General features: G+C 70.1%; 15 protein-coding genes and 2 pseudogenes. 5 read left to right on the top strand and 12 right to left on the bottom strand.

The genetic code is table 11. From position 1 onward, the window contains the following. The first annotated feature begins 228 nt into the window (after positions 1–228). The 3 genes from HO151_RS05650 to HO151_RS05640 are packed head-to-tail and all read left to right on the top strand — an operon-like array spanning position 229 to position 7,537. Positions 229–1,422: a hypothetical protein gene (locus HO151_RS05650; protein ID WP_173894998.1), complete on the top strand. Its 1,194-nt coding sequence runs from the start codon at positions 229–231 to the stop codon at positions 1,420–1,422. Next, entirely contained in the window at positions 1,419–4,784 is a 3,366-nt protein-coding gene (locus HO151_RS05645; RefSeq protein WP_173894997.1) for a hypothetical protein, read from the top strand. Before HO151_RS05650 ends, HO151_RS05645 begins: the two co-directional genes overlap by 4 nt. After that, the gene (locus HO151_RS05640; RefSeq protein WP_173894996.1) at positions 4,781–7,537 is read left to right on the top strand and encodes an RNAseH domain-containing protein; all 2,757 of its coding nucleotides are present in this window, start codon (positions 4,781–4,783) and stop codon (positions 7,535–7,537) included. Before HO151_RS05645 ends, HO151_RS05640 begins: the two co-directional genes overlap by 4 nt. Before the next feature lie 782 nt (positions 7,538–8,319). On the opposite strand, the gene HO151_RS05635 is transcribed toward HO151_RS05640, so the two are convergent. The 11 genes from HO151_RS05635 to HO151_RS05585 form a co-directional block, all read right to left on the bottom strand. Next, positions 8,320–9,642, bottom strand: coding sequence for a helix-turn-helix domain-containing protein (locus HO151_RS05635; RefSeq protein ID WP_173894995.1), 1,323 nt, complete (start codon positions 9,640–9,642; stop codon positions 8,320–8,322). A gap of 397 nt (positions 9,643–10,039) precedes the next feature. Further along, positions 10,040–10,582 carry a hypothetical protein gene (locus tag HO151_RS05630; RefSeq protein WP_173894994.1) on the bottom strand — a complete coding sequence of 181 codons (543 nt, stop codon included), beginning with the start codon at positions 10,580–10,582 and terminating at the stop codon, positions 10,040–10,042. A gap of 79 nt (positions 10,583–10,661) precedes the next feature. Next, positions 10,662–11,195, bottom strand: a complete 534-nt coding sequence (locus HO151_RS05625) for a kinase (RefSeq protein WP_173895017.1) — start codon at positions 11,193–11,195, stop codon at positions 10,662–10,664. 65 nt (positions 11,196–11,260) lie between these two features. Then, a complete protein-coding gene (locus HO151_RS05620; protein ID WP_173894993.1) occupies positions 11,261–11,791 on the bottom strand; it encodes a hypothetical protein in 531 nt (176 codons plus the stop codon). 43 nt (positions 11,792–11,834) lie between these two features. Beyond that, positions 11,835–12,104, bottom strand: a complete 270-nt coding sequence (locus tag HO151_RS05615) for a hypothetical protein (RefSeq protein WP_217422900.1) — start codon at positions 12,102–12,104, stop codon at positions 11,835–11,837. A gap of 68 nt (positions 12,105–12,172) precedes the next feature. Then, positions 12,173–13,096 carry a hypothetical protein gene (locus tag HO151_RS07480; protein WP_254594762.1) on the bottom strand — a complete coding sequence of 308 codons (924 nt, stop codon included), beginning with the start codon at positions 13,094–13,096 and terminating at the stop codon, positions 12,173–12,175. A 182-nt stretch (positions 13,097–13,278) separates the two neighbouring features. Next, positions 13,279–13,674 carry a DUF6415 family natural product biosynthesis protein gene (locus HO151_RS05605; RefSeq protein WP_173895016.1) on the bottom strand — a complete coding sequence of 132 codons (396 nt, stop codon included), beginning with the start codon at positions 13,672–13,674 and terminating at the stop codon, positions 13,279–13,281. A 323-nt stretch (positions 13,675–13,997) separates the two neighbouring features. Beyond that, complete coding sequence (locus HO151_RS05600; protein ID WP_173894991.1) at positions 13,998–14,849, bottom strand: helix-turn-helix transcriptional regulator; 852 nt, start codon at positions 14,847–14,849, stop codon at positions 13,998–14,000. A 30-nt stretch (positions 14,850–14,879) separates the two neighbouring features. Continuing rightward, a complete protein-coding gene (locus HO151_RS05595) occupies positions 14,880–15,407 on the bottom strand; it encodes a DUF6879 family protein (protein WP_173894990.1) in 528 nt (175 codons plus the stop codon). Positions 15,408–15,565: 158 nt separating this feature from the next. Next, a complete protein-coding gene (locus HO151_RS05590) occupies positions 15,566–16,285 on the bottom strand; it encodes an IS6 family transposase (RefSeq protein WP_173894989.1) in 720 nt (239 codons plus the stop codon). After that, positions 16,185–16,994 (bottom strand): hypothetical protein, encoded by an 810-nt coding sequence (locus tag HO151_RS05585; RefSeq protein WP_173894988.1) that lies wholly within the window; start codon positions 16,992–16,994, stop codon positions 16,185–16,187. Before HO151_RS05585 ends, HO151_RS05590 begins: the two co-directional genes overlap by 101 nt. An 87-nt stretch (positions 16,995–17,081) precedes the next feature. On the opposite strand from HO151_RS05585, the gene HO151_RS05580 reads away from it, so the two are divergent. Continuing rightward, a protein-coding gene (locus HO151_RS05580) for an IS3 family transposase (protein WP_173894987.1) occupies positions 17,082–18,286 on the top strand; the annotation gives its coding sequence in 2 pieces (ribosomal slippage) (positions 17,082–17,322 and positions 17,322–18,286; 1,206 coding nt in all). 43 nt (positions 18,287–18,329) lie between these two features. Here the strand turns inward: HO151_RS05580 and HO151_RS05575 are convergent. Further along, positions 18,330–18,707, bottom strand: a pseudogene (locus HO151_RS05575) (transposase); the annotation flags it as partial. Between the two features lie 186 nt (positions 18,708–18,893). On the opposite strand from HO151_RS05575, the pseudogene HO151_RS07475 reads away from it, so the two are divergent. After that, positions 18,894–19,140, top strand: a pseudogene (locus HO151_RS07475) (IS6 family transposase); the annotation flags it as partial.

Below are 19,140 nucleotides of genomic sequence, written 5' to 3'. Positions count from 1 at the left end.
TGCGGCGAGCGTGTCATAGGTGGCGTTCCAGGCGCCTTGCTTCTGCACCAGGTTGTCGGGGAAGTCGATCACGCCCATACCTGCATAGATCGCTTGTTCGAAACAGGTCGGACCGGGATCACCAGATCGGGTGAAGGGCCCCGAACTCCCGTGCCCTCCCGCGGGGCGGAGGGGTTGAGGTTGCGGCATGGGCTCGATGCGGTACGGGGGGGGACCGGGGTGTCGGTGATGGCCGGGACGGCAGCGGCCGTTCAAGAACTCGACGGGGACCAGCGCGCAGCGCTCGACGCCTGCGTGGTCGCGGCGCTGGCCTTGAGCAGCAGTGAGGGCGAGGCACAGGGGCGAATGCGGCTGCTGATGGAGTGCCATGGTCGCTACGTGCGCTCGTTCGGGGTCCTTGAGCAGGCACCGTCGTACGAGGTGTTCGCCCGTCGGCTCCGTGGAAGCCTGGTGGCCGACCTTCTGCCGGGACGGCCCCAGGGATCAGTGCTCGGCGAGCTGCGGCTGCTCGATGACGACGGCATGCCCAGCTCGGCGCTGCACCGGCTCGCGGTGGAGGCCTCTGAGCACGGCCACCAGGCCCCGGGGATCGGTGCCGACATCCGCCATCTGCACAGCCTGCTGCGGGCGGTGGGGATGTTGCCGGTGAGTACCGGGCTGTCGCGGATCTCCGGCGAGACCGTCCAGCACGCCGTCTTCCGCGCGCTGAGGGCCGCCGGCTTCGAGGCGTACACCCGGGGCCGGGAGGCGATGGTCCGCACACCCGTCCTGACGCGGCGCGATTTGTCCCGGAACACCGCGTTGGTCGAGCTGGGCGCGTACACCGGTATCTCCACCACGCGGCAGTTTGGCGGCCTGTGGGCAGCGTGTCCGATGTGCAGATGGACGATGCGGGCCGCCTACCGCCCCAACGGCGTGGTGGACGTCGAGTGCGAGGACGAGCGCCACAGCCTGCTGGGCGCCCGGTACCGGGCCGAGCTGACTGCGGGGGTGGGCTGGCGCCTGGCCCCGTGCGGCGAACTGCGCACCGTGCCGGAGCTGCTGCCCGTGGAGGGCTACGTGGCGTTGCCCTACGCCCTGTGGCTGTGGGTGACGCTCCCCGGCTTGCTGGAGGTCGAGCTGCGCGACCAGCTGGTCGCCTTGGGCGCGGAGGTGCGGCTGTGGCCGTTCGGCGACGCCTATGACCTGCATGTCACTCGTCCCGGCCGGTCCAGGGCGTGGCGCGTCGACGTCAAGACCTGGGCCGACCCGTACGGGCTGGCCCAGAAGCTGCGCGAGGATCCCGAGGGGCCCGGCGAGCTGTGCTTCGTGGTGCCTGAGCACCTGCGGGGATACCTGCCGCTGCTGCGCCGGGTGGTGCGGAACAGCGGGGCGCGCGTGCTGACCGATGCCGACCTGGTGGCGGAGGTGGAGGGGGCGTGAGCAGGACGCTTGCCGGGGCTCTGGCCTTGGCCGAGTATCTTCTTCCCGCCCGGTTCCGCGACGGGCGGCAGGTGGTGCGCGTCGCGGACGCCCATGTCCTGCTGAGCGGGCACGCGCCGCGTGCCGTGGCGGGCTGGGAGCAGTGGTCGGAGGCGGACAGGCAGCGCCTCGGCGCGCTGTTGGGCACCCGCCATCGGGGGGAGGCGCTGCTGCACCACGTCGAACGGACCGTCTACGACGTCTTCCACACCCCGGACGCGGACGACCCGCTGCCCGCTCTCTACGCGCTCGGGTACAGCGAGCGGGGGCGGGCGCTTGAAGTGCTGCCGGCTCACGGGCAGGACCCTTCGGACGTCGCCGAACGCCTGCTCGCGCCGGCCAGGCGCCGGCGGCTGCTGCGGGTTGCGAGCGGATCGGGCTGGTCGGCGCCGACATCGCGTGGGCGGGTCCAGCTCGCTTTCCCCGACGAGCAGGGGGTGTACAAGCCGCCTCGGGTCGTGACCGCACCGTCGGTGGAGTTGGTGGTGGACGCCGATGAACTCGGCTGGCAGAGTCGGGACACCGACCAGGGCATGAAGGGCCCGGCCTTCCGCGAGAAGCAGATCGCGCTGCTGCTGCGCGGGACCATCGGTGGCGGGCAGCGCCCCCTGGAACCCGTCGTCCTGCCGCCGGGCCGGATGCACCTGCTGAGTGCGCCCCCGGGCGTGGGCAAGAATGTCTTCGGCCGGGGGCTGGCGATCCAGCAGGCGGGCCTGGGCCGCACCATCGTGCTGGTGGTCAGCGACAACGGCGACGTCTACGGCGAGGCCTCCACCTTGCAGCAGGAGCTGCGGGCTGCGGGTGTCAAGGAGACGGCCACGCCGTTCATCGCCCCCAACAGCCGGTACAACTTCGCGCTGCGCTCCGCCGCGAAGCTGGAGGGCACCGGCGTGCCGCTGGTGCAGGCCTCGGCGAGTATCGACTTCCTCGTCAACAACTCCGCCTACGGATGCGCCGCGCAGGCGCAGCTCGAGGGACGCGACGCCTTCGAGGGCGGCAGGGAGCCGTGCACGGTCGCGGCGTCGGATGCTTTCGGCCAGCCGGAGCGGGCGCTGTGCCCGTATGTGTCGTCCTGCGGGAAGTTCTCCCACGTCGAGGCCGCGACGACGGCCAGGATCATCGTGACCACCCACGCCTGCTTCCAGTCCGGGATGATCAAGGTTCCGGTGGAGGTCGACGGGGAGGTCCGCAACAGCATCAGTGTGCGGGAGTTTCTTCTGCGCCTGGCGTCCTATGTGGTCGTCGACGAGGTCGACGCCTACCAGGCGCGGGGGTTCGACGACTGCGGCGTGCTGGAGCTCGCGTCCCGCTCCCGCCCGACCACGGTGCTGCGGCGCATTCGCGACAGCCTGCACCAGGCGCCGCCGCGGCTGGCGGTGGCCGTCCGTCGGCCCCTGACCCGGGCGGTGTTCCTGGCCGAGCAGCTGCTCGACCTGGTGGCCGGGGAGGAGGTCTGCACCGAGGTCGCCCAGGCGCGGGCCCTGGCCCGCGGGCAGGACCCGCGCCGGACGCGGCAGGTCCTGCAGAACCGCAAGCGCTGGTATCAGCCTCATCAGTGGGACCGGTATCTGCTGGAGAACCTGATCGGGGTGGACCTTGACGCTGCGGCCACCGCCGAGCAGGCCGACCGTCTGCAGGCCCTGCTCCCGCGTGTGGCCACCCGGCCGGGTGACCGCCCTTCCTGCGCCGTCCTGCCGGATCGGCTGCTGCCCGTCCCGGACGTGCTGGAGCGGATGCTCACGATCGACGAGGGCGGGGAGTGGCAGCTTGGCCCCCTCAAGGACGAACTGCGGGAGATCATCTCCGCCGCACTGCCCGCCTTCTGCGCCACCGAGGGTGGAGCCGACGGAGCACCTGCCGAATCCACGGTGCCGGCGCAGCGCGGCGGCGGGCCGAAGCAGGTGCGGGCGCCCACGCGCACCGAGGTCACCGCGGGCGTCCTGCACGCGCTGATCATGAAGACGTGGCTGACGGCCATCGTCCACACGATGTTCAGCCTGACGGACAGGGCCGGCGAGCTCGCCGGGCACGGCATCGACGCGGCCTCCGAACTCGCCGACGCGATCGGCCACCAGGGCGCCGGCACCGTCGTCCCGTTCGGCCCGCTGGGCCGCCAGCTGGGCGGGTTCCGCTTCGAGGGACTGGACGACCCCGGCAGTCACGCGAGTTTGAAGATGGAGGTGCTGCGCGCCGACCCCCACACCGAGACGCAGTTCCTCGGCAGCATCGTCTCCCTCGCCCTGAGCGGCCGCCAGCGTACTGTCCTGGGCATGTCCGCCACCGGCTTCATGCCGGGCGCGGCACGCACCCACCTGCTCGCCCGCCCCGACTGGGCCATGCCCGACACCCTCCCGGGCGGCCTGACCATCTTCAACAGCACCCCCGTCGTCGGCGGAAAGCTCTTGGCCGTCGGCAGCACCCCCTACCGCGAACGCGACCAGCGGGTTATCTCACTGGCCGCCGGCTATGCACCGGGCCTGGTGCGCGACCTGGACCGGCTTGCCGCGGAGGCGCGCACCCGGCATCGCGCGCGGGCCCTGATCACCGTCAACTCCTACCGGCAGGCCCGCCTGTTCGCCCAGACCCTGTACGACACCGCGCTCGCCCTCGGGCGGCGGCTGCGGATCTACGTCGCCGTCGCGGACACCCCCGACCTCTCTCTGCCGCCGGTCTGCGACGCGATCGGCCAGCTCACCCGCGACCGTTTCACGGAGCTGGCGGACCGCGACGGCGAGGTGCTCATCTCGCCGCTGCCGCGCACCGAGCGGGGCTTGAACGTGCTGACCGTGTTCGAGGGCGTCGCCGTGTCGGCCATCACCCTGATCGCCATGGGTGTGCGGCCGGTCATGCCGGCCGACGACCCGGCGGTGCTGGCGGCCAGCGTCGCCGCCCGGGCTTGGCGCGACACCGTGCCCGGCGACGACCCCGTCGCCGTCCTGACCCGGGCCCGCGCGGCGGCCGACGCGCACCTGCGCCTGAACCTCAACGCCCCCAAGCGCTTCTCCGCCCTGCCCGACGAGCTGAAGTACGAACTCGTCGCCACCCTCCTCGGGCAGAGCGTCCAGTTGGCAGGCCGCGGACGCCGCGGGCAGACCCACGTCGAGCTCCACTTCATCGACGGCGCCTTCCACGACCCCACCTGGGGATCCGACCTGCCCACCCTGATCCGCGGGCTGCTCGAGCAGTCCCCGCAGGACGACCTCGCCCAGCTCGGCGCTTCTTACGGCCACACCATCGAGGAAATCGCCGAGTACGCCCACGCCCAGCACCTGCTCCCCGCGCTGCGCGCGGGCTTTGACGCCTACCTGGGAGAGTACGCATGAGCCGCCCGCTCGACAGCGTCGCCCGCAAGCAGGCCCGCCTGCTGCAGTTCCGCACCGCTCCCGCCGACCTGGGCGAGGTAATCGCCTACCGGCCAGACGCCCCCGTCATGGACCTGGCCATGGAGCTCTCGCGCGAGTACAAGCGCAACGTCGGCACCGGTCTGGACGTGCAGCCGCCCTACCGGGCGCTGGAGTGTGTCCTGCGCGCGGCGGCGGGCACCTGGGCGCGCTGGCAGTGGAACGACGGCTGCTACGAACTCCTGTGCGCGGCGCCAATCAGCGCCGAGGACCGGCGCGACGTGTTCCGCTTCTGGACCGAAGCCGTGGTCCCCGGCCCCGACGGCCAGCGCATCGGCGAACAACTGGCCGAACTCCTCGCCCGGGCCGAGCCCCGCTGCCCCGTCCTGCCCCCGCCGCCGAGCGCGGGCAAGCGCTCGCGTGGCTGGTGGCCGGGCGAACTCGCCCGCTGGCGCCTGGCCGAGGAACTCGCCGCCCTCGAGTGGCCCCGCAACAACGGCGCCCCCGTCCGTTTCGCCCTGTGCACCGACGGCCGCCTAGCCGCGATCGGCCACGAACTGCCCGCCGAACCCGACCGCAAGGGCATCGTGCGCCACCTGCTGCCCCGTATCACCATCGGCACCGCCGCCAGCGGGCACTCCCGGCGCCACGCGCTGACCGTGAACGCCACCACCACCCTCCTCGCCACCTCCTGGAAGGGTATCGCCACCGTCCTGCTGGCCAACCCCGACCAGCCGCTCATCGTCGCCGCGGCCACCGACGGCCCGCCGTGGAAGCGCCGCCTGAACGTCCCTGCGGTCGCCGCCAGCCGCCGCCTGGCCGCCCTGCCCCGCCTGAGCGCGAACGTGCCGCCCTTCCCCGAGCACCTCGCCGACGACGCCCTGGCCGATACCGCCCCGGGGCCGGTCTGGGCCGTCGCCCCGGCCAGCGTCCGTACCCCCGGCCTGGGCCGCGGACACGGCATGGAGTTCTTCCGCCGCGTCGAGGAGGCCATCGACACCCGGTGCGAGAAGTACAGCCACCGCAGCCCCGTGTTCATCGAGGTCCCCGGCATCAAGGTGCCGCCCACCGAGAGCGGCTCACGCGTCAGCGGACCGATCCCCCTCGAACGGATCCCCGCCGCCCTGGACGCCGCCGGCGTGGGCACCCTCCTCGTCCCCGTCCTGTGGAGCACCGACGAGGTCCGCGCCCGAGTGAAGGCCGCGATCGCCGCCCAATGGGGCCCCGGCGAGGACTGGAAGGCCGTCGAAGGCGTCGCCGAACCCGCCGTCGGCGGGCGTATCGAGGTCGTCTTCCTCCACGACAAGGCCAGTGCCCTCGGCCACGGACCGCGCACCAGCGCGGAGCGCGAGCAGGACCTGGCGCAGATGCTCGCCCCCCACACCCGCAAGGACACGCTCGTCGCGGCGATCTGCGAGACCGACTGGGACCCCGATCGCTGGTACCCGAGCGTCGAAGCCCGCCAGAAGGCCGAAGCCGAGGACGGCAAGTGGCCCTCCAAACAGGCTCTCGCGCGCCTCGCAGCGACCTCCCAGTACATCAAGCAGGCCCCGCCGCCGGTCCCCACCCACACCCGGGAAGGCAAGCCCTACAACGAGAAGTACCGCGCTAAGAAGGTCGCCTCCCGCCAGAGCGGCCTCGACAACTCGACCGCGAACGTGCTGCGCGAGATCCTCAGCGGCATCGGCGCCACCGACCACCGCCTCGGTGCCGCGTTCGGCAAACTGCCGCTCGAGAACTGGTGGCACATCGGCATCCACGTCCGCCGCCACGCCCAACGCCGCACACCCGGCAAGCGCCGCACCACCGAACCGGCACCGATCACCGCAACCCTCACCGCCATGCGCCCCACCGGCGGAAAGGACACCCCCTGGCAGGTCTGGGCCTACAGCCCCCAGGCCGGACAGTGGCAGCCCCACAGCCCGGCCACCACCGCGCTGCACGCCGCCGACCTCGCCTGGGACGTCAGCGGATACCGCGCCGCCGCGGACGAGACACTCCAGGCCCGCGCCGCCGCGGACATCGTCGAGCAGGCCCTCATCGCCGCCCGCACCCAACTCCCCGCACCCGCCCCCGCGGTGCTCTACGTCGACGGCGACACCGCCGAGTACATCTGGGCGGGCCTCACCGACGAAGCCCTGGGCCAGGACCCGCCGCCCGGCATGCCCCGGCCGGCGTCCTGGCTGCCCGGCCACAGCCTCCCCCGCGCCCAACGCCCCCTGGCCACCGTCCGCGTCATCGGCGACCTGGAACGCATCGGCCGCCCCACTGGGGCTCACATGCGCACCAGCGACGGCACCTGGCGCGCCACCGACACCACCAACAGCCTCTTCCAACTCGCCACCGACGACGGCACCGTCACCTACCCCGACCTCCTGCTCGTCAACGTCCCCCGCACCTGGGCCGCCGGCCCCGCCGGCCGCTTCGGCAAGGACGAGACACGCTTCGACAGCGGCAGCCAGAGCAAGAACGGCTACGCCCACACCGCCACCCGGTTCACCGTCATCGCCCAGAGCTCCAACGCCGACTGCGACCTCATCGGAGCCATCGCCGCCGTCCTGACCAACCAGGGCATCACCTCCGACGTCCGCCAAAGCACCCCCACCCCCCTCCACCTCGCCCGCAGGATGGACTCCACCCACCCCTACTACCGCCGCACCGCGGAGAGCACCGAGGACGCCCCCGATGCCGCCGAAGACGGGAACACCGCGCAGGAGGAGACAACCAGCCTGTGACCAAGCGCGCTCACCCCGACGAGGAGGCGCTTGAGGCGCCTTCCGTCATACCGGATCAACGGTGAGGAGACGTCGGTCAAGGTCGAGGCGGACAGTGCCACCAGAACGGCCCGCTATCGTCCGCCATCACTTTCCCCAGGCACGCTCATCCGCCAGCAGCTCCTCAAGCCAAGCGTGCAACCCTCACAGCCATGCCCGGCCCCAGGCACAAGGGGCTCGTCCAGACACCACCACATACCAACGATCACTGAACCTGAACCATGCACAGCACAGATGACACGGCCTGATCACCAACCAGAAAACTGGCAAACCTGCAGCTCAGACCCCACCTCACGATCAGCGCCCACCGCCACTGTCTGTACAGAGGCATCACGATCACCTGATCCCAGCCGCACCACGAACTGATCAGCGCAGGCCAGACCACCGCCTACTGATCACAAAGACTGATCCTGGACAGCCGCCCTGGCGAAGCTGGGCGTGCCCTGGGCAAAGGCCGCAGCGCCTGCGCCAGCCACTCAGGTGGTCCCGGCCCGGCCCGCGGACTGTGTACCAGCGCAGCCCTCGCCGCCGAAGCGGCTGCCGGTGCGGCACCACCACGACGAGTGCGAGAAGACCCTGCACAAGGGCGGCACCTGCACCTGTGACCTCATCGAGCAGTACGGGCCGCCCTCCGAGCGGGAGGACTACTGAGACAGCCTCCTGACCGCTCGCCGATCTGCCGGACCCTGGGCCTCTTCAAGCCCGGGGTCTCGTGATGTCGGGCTGGCAGGTGCCTCCCCCCTTCATACGCCCCAGCCCGTGAGTTGGTGGCGGAAGCCGTCATTGAGGCGGTCGGTCAGGATGTCGCCTTCGGGGGTCAGGACGTACGGCTGGTGAGCTCCCATGTCGGCCAGCAGGTCGGAGACGAGGGCGCAGGCCACGACGACGGCCTCTCGCTTGTCGATGACGATGGCGGCGAGGTCTCCCGTTGTCTGCGCAGGAGTTGCAGGGAGTGGCATCGCGGGGCCGTGTTGGAAGGCGCTCTCTGATACGACCAGGCGGACAGGATCGTCGCTGCCGTCGAAGCGGTGGAGCGCGGCGGACAGCATCACGTCGCCCGCCGCTCCGGTCTCTGTCGCCCAAGCTGCGGCAGCCTGCACCAGGGCCACGAGGTCGAGTTCAATTCCGCGCTGGAACAGCCGCTTGGGGCCGTCGGATTCGAACTGGTCGCTCCGGAAGTTGAGGGGCAGCGCTACGTAGAAGGCACCGTCCTGGTGAAGCTGACCAGTGGGATCGCCCTCGAAGCGGACCTGTCGGCGGCCGACCAGCACGGGACGGTCCGGCTGCACGCGGGTGGTAACTCCCTCGGTGGCGAGGTTGAAGAAGCGGTCGAACGCCGCGTCCCGGTCAGCCTGAGTGGTCAGGGAGTGGGTGCCTCGGACGGCCGGAACTGCGGCCAGGCTGACCCAGGCCGGGAAGTAGGTCGCCCTGGGGCTACCGCCGTGCGCGGTGCTGGTCAGGTAGGCCGACAGGTAGCCGAAGCCTGCGCCGGCGACCTGGTGCAGGCGGTCGACGTCGTCGGAGGCGGCCTGGAAGCGGTCACGGTAACGCTGGGCGATCTCGGATTCGGCGAGGGTGCGGGTCGTGGTGCCGTGCCGGACGTGCACGCGAAAGTTGTAGTCGTTGCCCGGAGCCGCGACCGCGTGAGGGGCCTGGGTGCTCGGCGGCACTGTGAGCACCCAGTAGATCTTCCCCTCATGAACAGTGGACTTCACCGGTCGCACGCCCACGTTGGGAACGACAGGCTGAATCCAGTTCGCGAGCACCGCACGGATCCACTCCTCGCCGCGGCCCGGAACCGGCTCGAAGGGGGCCAGGGCGTGGGCGTGGTCCTGCTTGCCGTCGTCGACGCCGACGACGACCATGCCGCCGGCGGTGTTGGCCATGGCGGACACGTCCTTGGCGAGTTCCTTCTTGTCCGCGTCGGTGCCCTTGTAGAAGTCCTTCTTCCAGTCGAGGTCGACGCTCTCAGGGATGTGGTTGTCGACCGCACGCTGCAGATCGTCCTCGGTGAGGTCGTCGGGGTGTCGTCCCAGTGCGGCAGTGAGCCGTGCGGGCAGTGCCATCGGTACTCCAGTGTGTTCACCACATGCTGCTGACGATCGCCAGCCAGATCACGCTAAACGGGATCACCGGGCCGTCACCACGCATTTCCGGTACTGGGTCCGCCGTCCAGACGGGCACCTCTCAGGCCGGCCGGACGTGCTGCTGGAGCCGGGTATGAGTGGCGTGACGCTTCCGTCGGCGGGTCGTTGAACCGGTCGGACACCCCAGAGCACAGAGAGACCCCGGGCTACAGATGCCCGGGGTCTCGTGCTGTCTCGCCACGACAGGCGAGGGCCGCTTTCTCGCGGTGCGGGTCAGCGCCGCTCGATGCCCTGTCTCGGGGTGACCGCCCTGTTGCGCGCGGGCTTGTCGTCGTTCCTCTTTTCCGTGCCCACGAGAGCCGGGTTGGCGAGGGAGTCAGTGAGGCTGGGTGGGGGCGGAGGGGGAGGCGGAGGAGGTGGGGGCGGGTTCTGCTGGTTCTGTGCGTTTGTCATGGCCGTCAGTGTGCAGCACGAGACTGACAGTCGAGAGGAAGATCCCGGCTGCGACAGCGGCCAGCGTGATCGTCCAGCGTTTTGTCTTCTTCTGGTGCAGGGCATCGTTCTTCTCGAAGAAGCCCACCCTCGTTCCGGCGAGCGCCCCCAGAGTGGCGCCCTTCGTCGCGCGTGCGTAGGTGTCCAGGGTTTCCCGTGGCTTGAGGTCCTCGTACGCGGCAAGGTTGAAGACCGCGATGCCGTAGCCGATGGCGACCGCGTATGCCATGAAGGCTGCGGCGCCGGTGAACGGCTCGAAGTTCCGGGAGGCCAGGAACTGAGCGGCTGTGGCCGCGAACCCCACCAGGAAGATCGCCTTGGTGTCCACCTTCGCGCCCGACTCCGACTGCCGCGCCAGACGCGCCGCGAGTTCACTGTTGATCAGCTCCAGGGTCTGTTCCTGCTGCTGGAGCTCTTCCGGCGTCATCCCCGGAGGCGGGGCTGGTGTGGCGGCCATCTGCCGATGATGCCGCACGCCTGTGACAGTCCGTACCGGGCAGGGGCTCTCAACGGTCGAGTGCGGGAAGGTCAGCCAGGCCGGAGTCGAGCATGATGTGGTCGACAGTCTCCTTCAAGGTGCTGTCGGCGCCGATGACGGTCTCGGCGGCGCCGGGCAGGAGATCGAGCTCCCGGTACCACTCCCGCAGCTGCGGCTCGCTGACCTCGCTCGCGATCGGTTTGGTGGCGTGCCGGGCGAGGCTCTGCTCGAACGGCACGTGCAGGTAGTAGCCGTGGGTCGGGCCGCGATGATCGGTGCGCAGCTTGGTGAGCATGTTGCCGTAGTGGCCGGCGTAGAGGATGCCTTCGACGATCACGTGGTAGCCGGAGTCCAGGGCGTAGCGGGCGGTCAGGTCGATCAGGCCGATGTTCGCGGCACCCGGCCGGTCCCGCTCACGCAGGACGATCCGGCGCAGGTTGTCCTGGCCGACAACAGCCAGTCCGCGGCCGAAGCGGTCACGGATGCCGGCTGCGACGGACGACTTCCCCGACGCACTGTTGCCCCGCAACACGACCAGCCGGGTTTCTTCGGTGCCCACCATCACGACGGTCACGCTACCGGCAGTCGGCGACAGCATGTCGAAGCCACCGAAGGGACGGTCTCGCGCTACCAGCCGCCAGCGTCTCCCCCGTACTGCGCCCACAGCTCATGGGCCTGGCCAGCAACGACGCGGGCGGCGCTCCGCTGCCCCGGCAGCGCCCGTTCGTTGGCCACCACACTGTCCAGAACGTCACACAGCGCGGCGGCCAACGTCACCATCGCGTCGTCAATCACCGGCTCGCCGATCCGGGCGTGGAAGGTGAGATCGAGTTCGGCGAGCTGGGCAAGCCGACCAGCTTCGCCGCGGCGTAGGTCGGCGCGGTAGGCGGCGATCAGCTCCGGACCGACGACGGGATCGAGGACAGCACATGCCTCGTCGGCGAGGACGACGCCAAGGCCGTAGGCTTCGCGCGCCGGGGAAGCGTGGTCGACCAGGACGGTGCTGACAAGCCCGGCGACGGCAAAGGCCCGGTGTGCGCGGGCGAGCAGCACGACCGGCGGGGCCACGCGGCCCCCCACCACCGTCGCGGTCAGCCCGTGCGCCTCGCTGGCGAGGAACTCCGTCAGCCGTTGCTCGTGCGGCTCGCTCGCGGTCATCCTGCGACGGTAGCCACGGCGCCGCACGGCCGGGAGGCCGCTCTCAGCCGGGAGACTGCAGGAACGCCGCCTGGACTCGCAGCAGATGCGTCTCGGGGTGGGTCTTCTCGTAGCAGTCCATGACCTTCTGGTACCGGCCCGGCTCGAAGTCGCGGCGGGCCTGGTCTTCCTCGCCGTCCAGACCGCAGGCGATCGCCAGGGAGGCGCCTTCACGCAGGGCGTCCCGCTTGGTTGCGTAGACCCACACGTCCAGCCGTCCGCTGCCGGAGTAGCCGCGGTGCGCCAGGGTCCACACCGCCGGAGCCCGGGTCATCTGCGTCGAGCCGTCCGACCGGTGCAGAAGCGAGGCCACCTGCTGCTTAATGAACCCGGAAGAGTCAATCACCTGGGCACGGTATCGACAGCCCTCCTGCGGTGCGGCCCGTTCTCGGTAAACCTCCTCGGGGCCGCGTCTGACCCGTCCAGGTACCGGCAAGCCGCAACTGCGCAGTCCGGGACCACAGCCCTTTGAGCTAAGACGGTCTCTCGCTCGCTCTGCCCGCCGCGCCCCAGCCGACCGATGAACTCCTCCAAGGCGCGGCGTTGTTGTTCCTCGCGTGCCATCTGTTCGGCGAGGACGTCGCGGTCGACGTACGGGCCGACGGCAGCGAGGACCAGGCGCTGCAGTTCCGCCGGCTCCAGCGCTTCGACCTCCCACTGCACGGGGTGGTCGATGTCGAGTCCGTGGCGGCGGGCGAAGGCCGGCCACCGGGGATCGCCGCGCTTGCCCTCGGTCGCGGGCAGCTCGTACTCGTCAACCACCTGGTTGTAGGTAAGCAGCACACGCTGGGTCCGGCTCCAGCAGTCGGTGCGTGCGACGAAGTCCCTTTCGAGGTCCTCTCCCGAGCAGTCGAAATCACCGACCGTCAGCAGCACCGCTTCCCTCGACTCGGTGGCGACGCGCTCACGGACGACGTCAATGTGGGACTGGGAGCCGAAGCCGCGCACCACCAGCACCGGGATGCCGTAGGGCGCGAGCCAGCCGGTGAGCAGCTGTCGGAGGGTGTCCTTCTCCGCCGCGACGTACAGCGCATGCGCCTGACCAATCGTGCGGTCCAGACCGAACCAGCCGGGGCTCTCGCGCAGAAATGTGCGCGCGTCCGGCCACGACGCAGGCACGTGGACTTCCCGCAGGGTGTCGACCAGGTCGGGGAAGCGGCCCTCGCGCCGGGCCCTGGCGAGGTGGGAGGACAGGTGCCGGTACATCGACGCCGTGTGCGGCAGCACGCCCTCGGAGACCAGTCGGTACATGACCTGTCGCAGCATCACACCGCCTCGTAGCCCTCCACGATCTGCCGGGCCCGCTCCACGACGGCCGGCCACCGGATCCGCTCCCGCGCCATAGAGGTACTTGTACCCTTCCGCGGCCGCGCCGGACCCCGGGCCCGAAGGGACCGTAGTTGCGCCGCGCGCCCGGGGTCCGTGGTCGATCCCGGGCGCGCGGCAGTTCAGACGCCCCAGGTGGCGGCCGCGGCCTCGAGGCGGTCCAGGCGTTCGTAGAGGGCGCGCACCAGGCGGGCGCGGTTCTGGACACAGTGCACGGTGCCCTCCATCGTCGTGGACAGCCGGCCTTGCGCCTCTTTGAGGATGAGGTCGGCGAGCGCCTTGGGTCCGCTGTCCTTGGGCAGCCGGTCGGCGCGGCGGCGGACGTCGGCGGCGAGCGCGCGGGCGTGACCGGTCAGCTGGAGGGCGATCTGCTCCAAGTCTCGGGTTGTGAGCGTGTCTTCGCCGGTCCAAGCGAGGACGGCTTTGACGAGACTCTCGTACGGTTCGCGATCCAGCGGGAGCCCGGCTTCGATCAGGCCGTCGGGGTCGTGCAGGACCGTGTGGGTGCTGGTGTGCATGGCGGGCCTCGCTGCCGGGAACGTCGTGTGCGGGTGGCCGGCGGTCACCGCTGGGGGGTTCTCGCTGCCATCCGTCCCGTCGTCCTGGTCCTGGGTCTGCTGACCGAGGAACCGGGCGAAGCCGCGGTCCGCGCGGGCGAGCAGGGCCGGGGAGGGGACGCCGTAGGCGAGCGGCTGGAGGCCGCGGCCCTCCGAGGCCGGGGCGGTGGAGTCGGTGTATGCGCGCAGGGGCCCCGCCTTTCCGGGTGGTGGTCCGTCGGTGCCGTCAACGCTACGCACTTGTGGTCCGCGCCCTCAACGAAGTTGCGGAGAATTGCGGAACTTCACTCCAGGGCGTCGATCGCCGCCCGGATGAGGGCGCGGGCGGCGTCGCCGTAGACGGCCATCTCCGCGAGGCCGGCGAACGCCCTGGCGTAGTCGGCGAGCTCGCGCGGCTGCGTCACCTTGATCTCCGCCGTGAGGGTCTCCACCACGGCCATGGTGTCGTCGTGGACGTAGAACGCCTCCAGCGGCCATACGGTGCGCTGCGCGGTGAACGGGATGATCCCCAGCGAGACGGAGGCGAGCGGCATCACGGCCAGGAGATGGCGCAGCTGCCCGCGCATCGCCTCGGGGTCGGCGGTGCGGAAGCGCAGGACGGACTCTTCCATCAGGACGACGTAGCGGTGGCCGCCCTCGTAGAGGAAACGGGAGCGGGCGACCCGGGCCGCGACCGCTTCGGCGACATCGTCCGGGGTGCCCTGGAAGCGGGTGATCTGCTGCATGAGGGCGGTGGCGAACGCCGGCGTCTGGAGGAAGCCGGGCGGCACATTGGACAGGTAGACCCGGCAGTGGCGGGTCTGCTCATGGAGGGCGAGCCAGTCCTCCTGGACCTGTCGCATGCCGTTGCGGTGCAGGCGGCGCCACTCCATGTACATCGAGTCGACCGCGCGGGCGGTGGCGATGAGGTCGTCGGCCTGATCGTCCGCGCCGCACGCCGCACACCAGATCCGGATGTCCGCGTCCGAGGGCGCGGCTGCACCTTTTTGGATGCGGGTGGTCTTCGCGGGGTGCCAGCCGCACCGGGCGGAGAGTTCCTTCCCTGTGAGGCCAGCGTCCTTGCGCAGGTGCGTGAGCCGGACGGCGAGCGCCTCGCGGGCCGCCTGAGCGCTGGACGAGGGGGAGGCGGTCGTCATGAGGTGCGTGGCCCTTGGGTTGCGCGTCGGTCAGATGCGGTAGTCGGCGTGCTCGGTGGCCAGGTCCCACACCGTACGGAACGCCTCCACGCACAGCTTGATGGCCTGCGGGTCGTCGGTGTGGTCGGGCTCGAGGGCCTGGCCGTCACCGGAGAACAGATTCCACCGCACGATGCGGTCGTCGATGAGCCAGAAGTCGTTGCCCGGCAGGGCGAGGGTGGAGGCGCGGCGGCGGGGCAGCCAGCGGACCTGTTCGCCGGCGCGGAGGTTCGCATCGGTAATGGCGTGCTCGAAGCGGATGTAGTCGGTGACGGGCTCGGAGACGATCCGGGCCCGGCGGACCTTCACCCCGCGGGCGACGGTCCGCTTCACCAGGGGCAGCCATCCGCTCCAGTAGTCCGAGTCGTCCGCGGGCACGCTCCCATCGCGCAGGAAGGCGTCGTAGACCTCGCGCTCCTCCCCCACGGCGTAGACGTCGCGGAGCTCCAGGTGCAGGGCGTGGGCCTGGGCGGAGTTGAGCAGGTCCTCAAAGCTGGGTGCCGGCGGCCTCTGCGGCATCGCACGCCCTCCTGATCTGCTCCACCATGCTGAGCGGGATCCGGACGATCCCCTCGTCGTCTGCGGGCGGACTGTCCTGACGGCGTTGTCACGTTGTTGGGTGTGTGACCGGCTGATGGTGCGCCGGGGCGTGGTGTGCTTGCGGTCCGGGCCTGTGTTCAGGCCGCGGCAGGTCGGCCGGCCACGCCGGTGATCTGGTCCCAGATCGCGAAGCGGGCGGTCATCTCGGCTCGGTAGTCGGTGGCGGTCATCAGGTGGCGGCGTGGCCTGAAGTGGGGCGAGATGCCGCTGAACCCGGACAGGAACCGCTGGGCTCCTCCGACGGAGCGGAAGCCTTTCATCGCACGTTCGCGCTGCCGGGTGGGCTGGTGGCTGTTCTCGGCCCGGTTGTTCAGGCCCTTGTGAGAACGGTGTTCCACTGAGGGTATGACCTCGCGGTGGGCCGCACCGTAGGAGCGGAGCTTGTCGGTGACGACCACCCGTGGCACCGTACGGGTCCTTTTCAGCAGCCGGCGGAAGAACCGCCTGGCCGCAGCGGTGTCCCGCCGGTTCTGGACCAGGATGTCCAGGACGGTGCCGTCGGAGCCCACGGCCCGCCACAGGTACTTCTGCTTTCCTTTGATCTTGAGGAAGACCTCGTCCAGGTGCCACTTGTCCCCCGGCCGGGGCCGCCTCCGGCGCAGGCCATTGGCGTAGCCCTGCCCGAACTTCACACACCAGCGCCGGACCGTCTCGTGGGAGACGACAACACCGCGCTCGAGCATCAACTCCTCGACATCACGGAAGCTGAGCGGGAAGCGGAAGTACAGCCACACGCAGTGGGAGATGACCTCGTTTGGGTACCGGTGCCCCTTGTACGACGGCAACGCGGACGACATGAGCGAACCCCTCCCCAGCACGACCAGCCACAAGATCATCCCACGCCGGCCAGCCAACGTGACAATGCCAGTCCATGGGCAGACGTTGGATCTCGGTGCGTCGGGCGCCGGACCAGCCGGCCACGAGCAGTGCGGCGCGTTGGAACGGGCAGGCGATCGCGTCGATGGCTGGCATCAACTGGTCGAGTTCGTCGTCGGGGATGTAGCGGGGCACTTCCAGGGGGAACTTGGGTGCGTCACCGGCGCCGATGAGGGTGTGGCCGGGCACGTCGGGGTACTGCCAGAGCGCGGTGTCCCGGAAGAACTGCGACAGCCCGGAGATCCGCTGAATCCGCGACATGACACCGAGCGGCTTGCCGGTCTTCTCGGTCGGCGCTTCGGCGATGTGCCCGATCCAGCCCAGGCAGTGGTCACGTGTGACGTCGGCGAACGTCGTGATGCCCGGGTGGTTGGCCTCCAGCCACTGGCAGAACGTGCGCACCGCGAGCTCCAGCTTGTCCACTGTCGCGGGAGCGTCGGTCAGTTTGCTGGCCGCCAGCCACTTCTGTGCGGCGGCCAGCATCCGGGGAGGCAGCGTCAGTGGCGGTTTCCACGACGGCATGAGCTTGCGTGGCTGCTTGGCGACCTGGCCGCGGTGGAAGAGCACCACCTCAAGCTGGTGCAGGTGCGTGATCCAGCTCTTCGCCGGGCCCTCGTAGAACTGCTGCACCGACGGGTAGAAGGACGCGAATGAGGCTGATCCTTTGGAGTGGACACCCTGACAATGGATCTTGATGGTCCAGGGAGGGATGTCCAGGTGGGACGCAAGTCTCCGTACCCGGAGGAGTTTCGGAAGGACGCCGTCGCGCTCTACCGCGCCGCGGCGGGCAAGCGGACGTACGCGGCCGTGGCCGCGGATCTCGGCATCACCGCGGAGTCGCTGCGGACGTGGGTTCGTAAGGCCGAGGCCGTGCCCGGACGCCGTGCCGCGGGCGGGAGCGAGGCGGAGGAGCTGGCCCGGTTGCGGGCGGAGAACGCTCGGCTGCTCAAGGCCGAGAAGGAGTGGCAGCTGGAGCGCGAGATCCTGCGCCGGGCAGCCGCCTATTTCGCCCGGGAGGTGAAGTGAGACCCCACCGCTGGGACTTCATCTCCGACAACCGAGCCGACTTCGGCGTCAAGCGGATCTGCCGTGTGCTCGGGGCGTCCCGCGCCGGCTACTACCGGCACCTGGCCACCGAGCCCGCCCGCGCCGAGCGCCAGGCCGAGGAAAAGCGGACCGTGGCCGAGATTCGTGCCATCCACGCCGCACATCATGGCGCCTACGGCGCTCCACGCGTCCATGCCGAGCTGCGGGCGAGGGGACGGAGGATCAACCGCAAGCGCGTCACCCGGCTGATGCGGATCAACCACATCGTCGGCCGGCACTTGCGGAAGAAGAAGCGGACGACGATCGCTGACCACACGGCGCCGCCCGCGCCGGACCTGGTCATGCGCGACTTCACCGCGGACACGCTGGACACCAGGTGGTGCGGCGACATCACCTACATAGCCGTCGGGACGACCTGGCTCTACCTCGCCACGGTGATCGACATCTGCTTGAGGAGGGTGGTGGGCTGGTCGATCGCCGATCACACGCGCACCTCCCTGGTCACCGATGCGATCGAGATGGCCGTGGCCGCCCGCGGCGGCCGGGTCCACGGCGTTGTCTTCCACACCGACAGAGGCGCCCAATACGGTGCGGCCGCCTTCGCCGAGGTGTGCCGCCGGCACGGGATCCGCCGCAGCATGGGACGCGTCGGCTCGAGCTATGACAATGCCCTCGCCGAGTCGTTCTTCCAGGGCCTCAAGCGCGAATTGCTCCACGGGAGGCACTGGGCCTCGAAGGCACAGACGCGGCTTGAGCTGTTCCGCTGGTTGTCGTACTACAACCGGCGCCGTCGGCACTCCGCGCTCGACTACCTCACGCCAACCGAATTCGAACAGCAACTGACCACGTCACGTACTCTGTCACTCATCGCGTGAAACCCGGTGTCCACACCCGGGGATCAACCTCACCGGTGTCGGAGCCGAGGGCTTTGACCAGGTCGTCGACCGAACGGGTGGACACGCCGTGGACGTATGCCTCCATGATGACCGCGTAGAGAGCCTGGTCGATGCGCCGTCGGCGCTCAAGAAGGCTCGGGAAGAAGCTTCCGGCCCGCAGTTTCGGGATCGCGAGTTCCAGGTCACCGGCCTGCGTGGTCACCGTCTTCTCGCGGTGCCCGTTGCGCCAGGTGGTGCGGGTGTCGGTGTGTTCGCCCCACTCGGCGCCGATCTTTGTGGTGGCCTCGGCCTCGATCAGTTCCTGCAGCAGCCTTTCGGCGACCTCGCGGACGAGTTCAAGACCATCGGCCGAACGTAGTGACTCAAGCAGGCGAAGTAGGTCATGCTGGGACAAGGCCATCGTGCACCCCCTGGGGTCGAACTGCCCGTTCACTCCGGACAGTTGCACGGTGGCCTGCCAGTTGAGCAGGGGGCAGACACCGGCAGACGGTGCACCCAAGGGAGCAGAACCCGCGCAATGGCGCTGTCACGTTGGCTGAGCAGGTGGGATGATCTTCTGGTTGATCGTGTTGGAGGGGGCTGTTCCGTGGGGGCCGTGGCTCCGTCGTACAAGGGGCACCGATACCCGGTCGAGATCATCGCGCACTGCGTGTGGCTGTACTTTCGCTTCCCGCTCAGCTTTCGCGAGGTCGAGGAACTGATGCTGGAGCGCGGCGTGCTCGTCTCCTATGAGACGGTCCGCCGCTGGTGCGCCAAGTTCGGGCAGCGGTACGCCGATTCGCTGCGCCGCCGCCGGCCCCGGCCTGGTGACAAGTGGCACTTGGACGAGGTCT

The organism is Streptomyces sp. 8P21H-1, from assembly GCF_013302945.1.
Note: the sequence above shows the minus strand (reverse complement) of the source record. Positions and strands in the feature narration are given on the sequence as shown.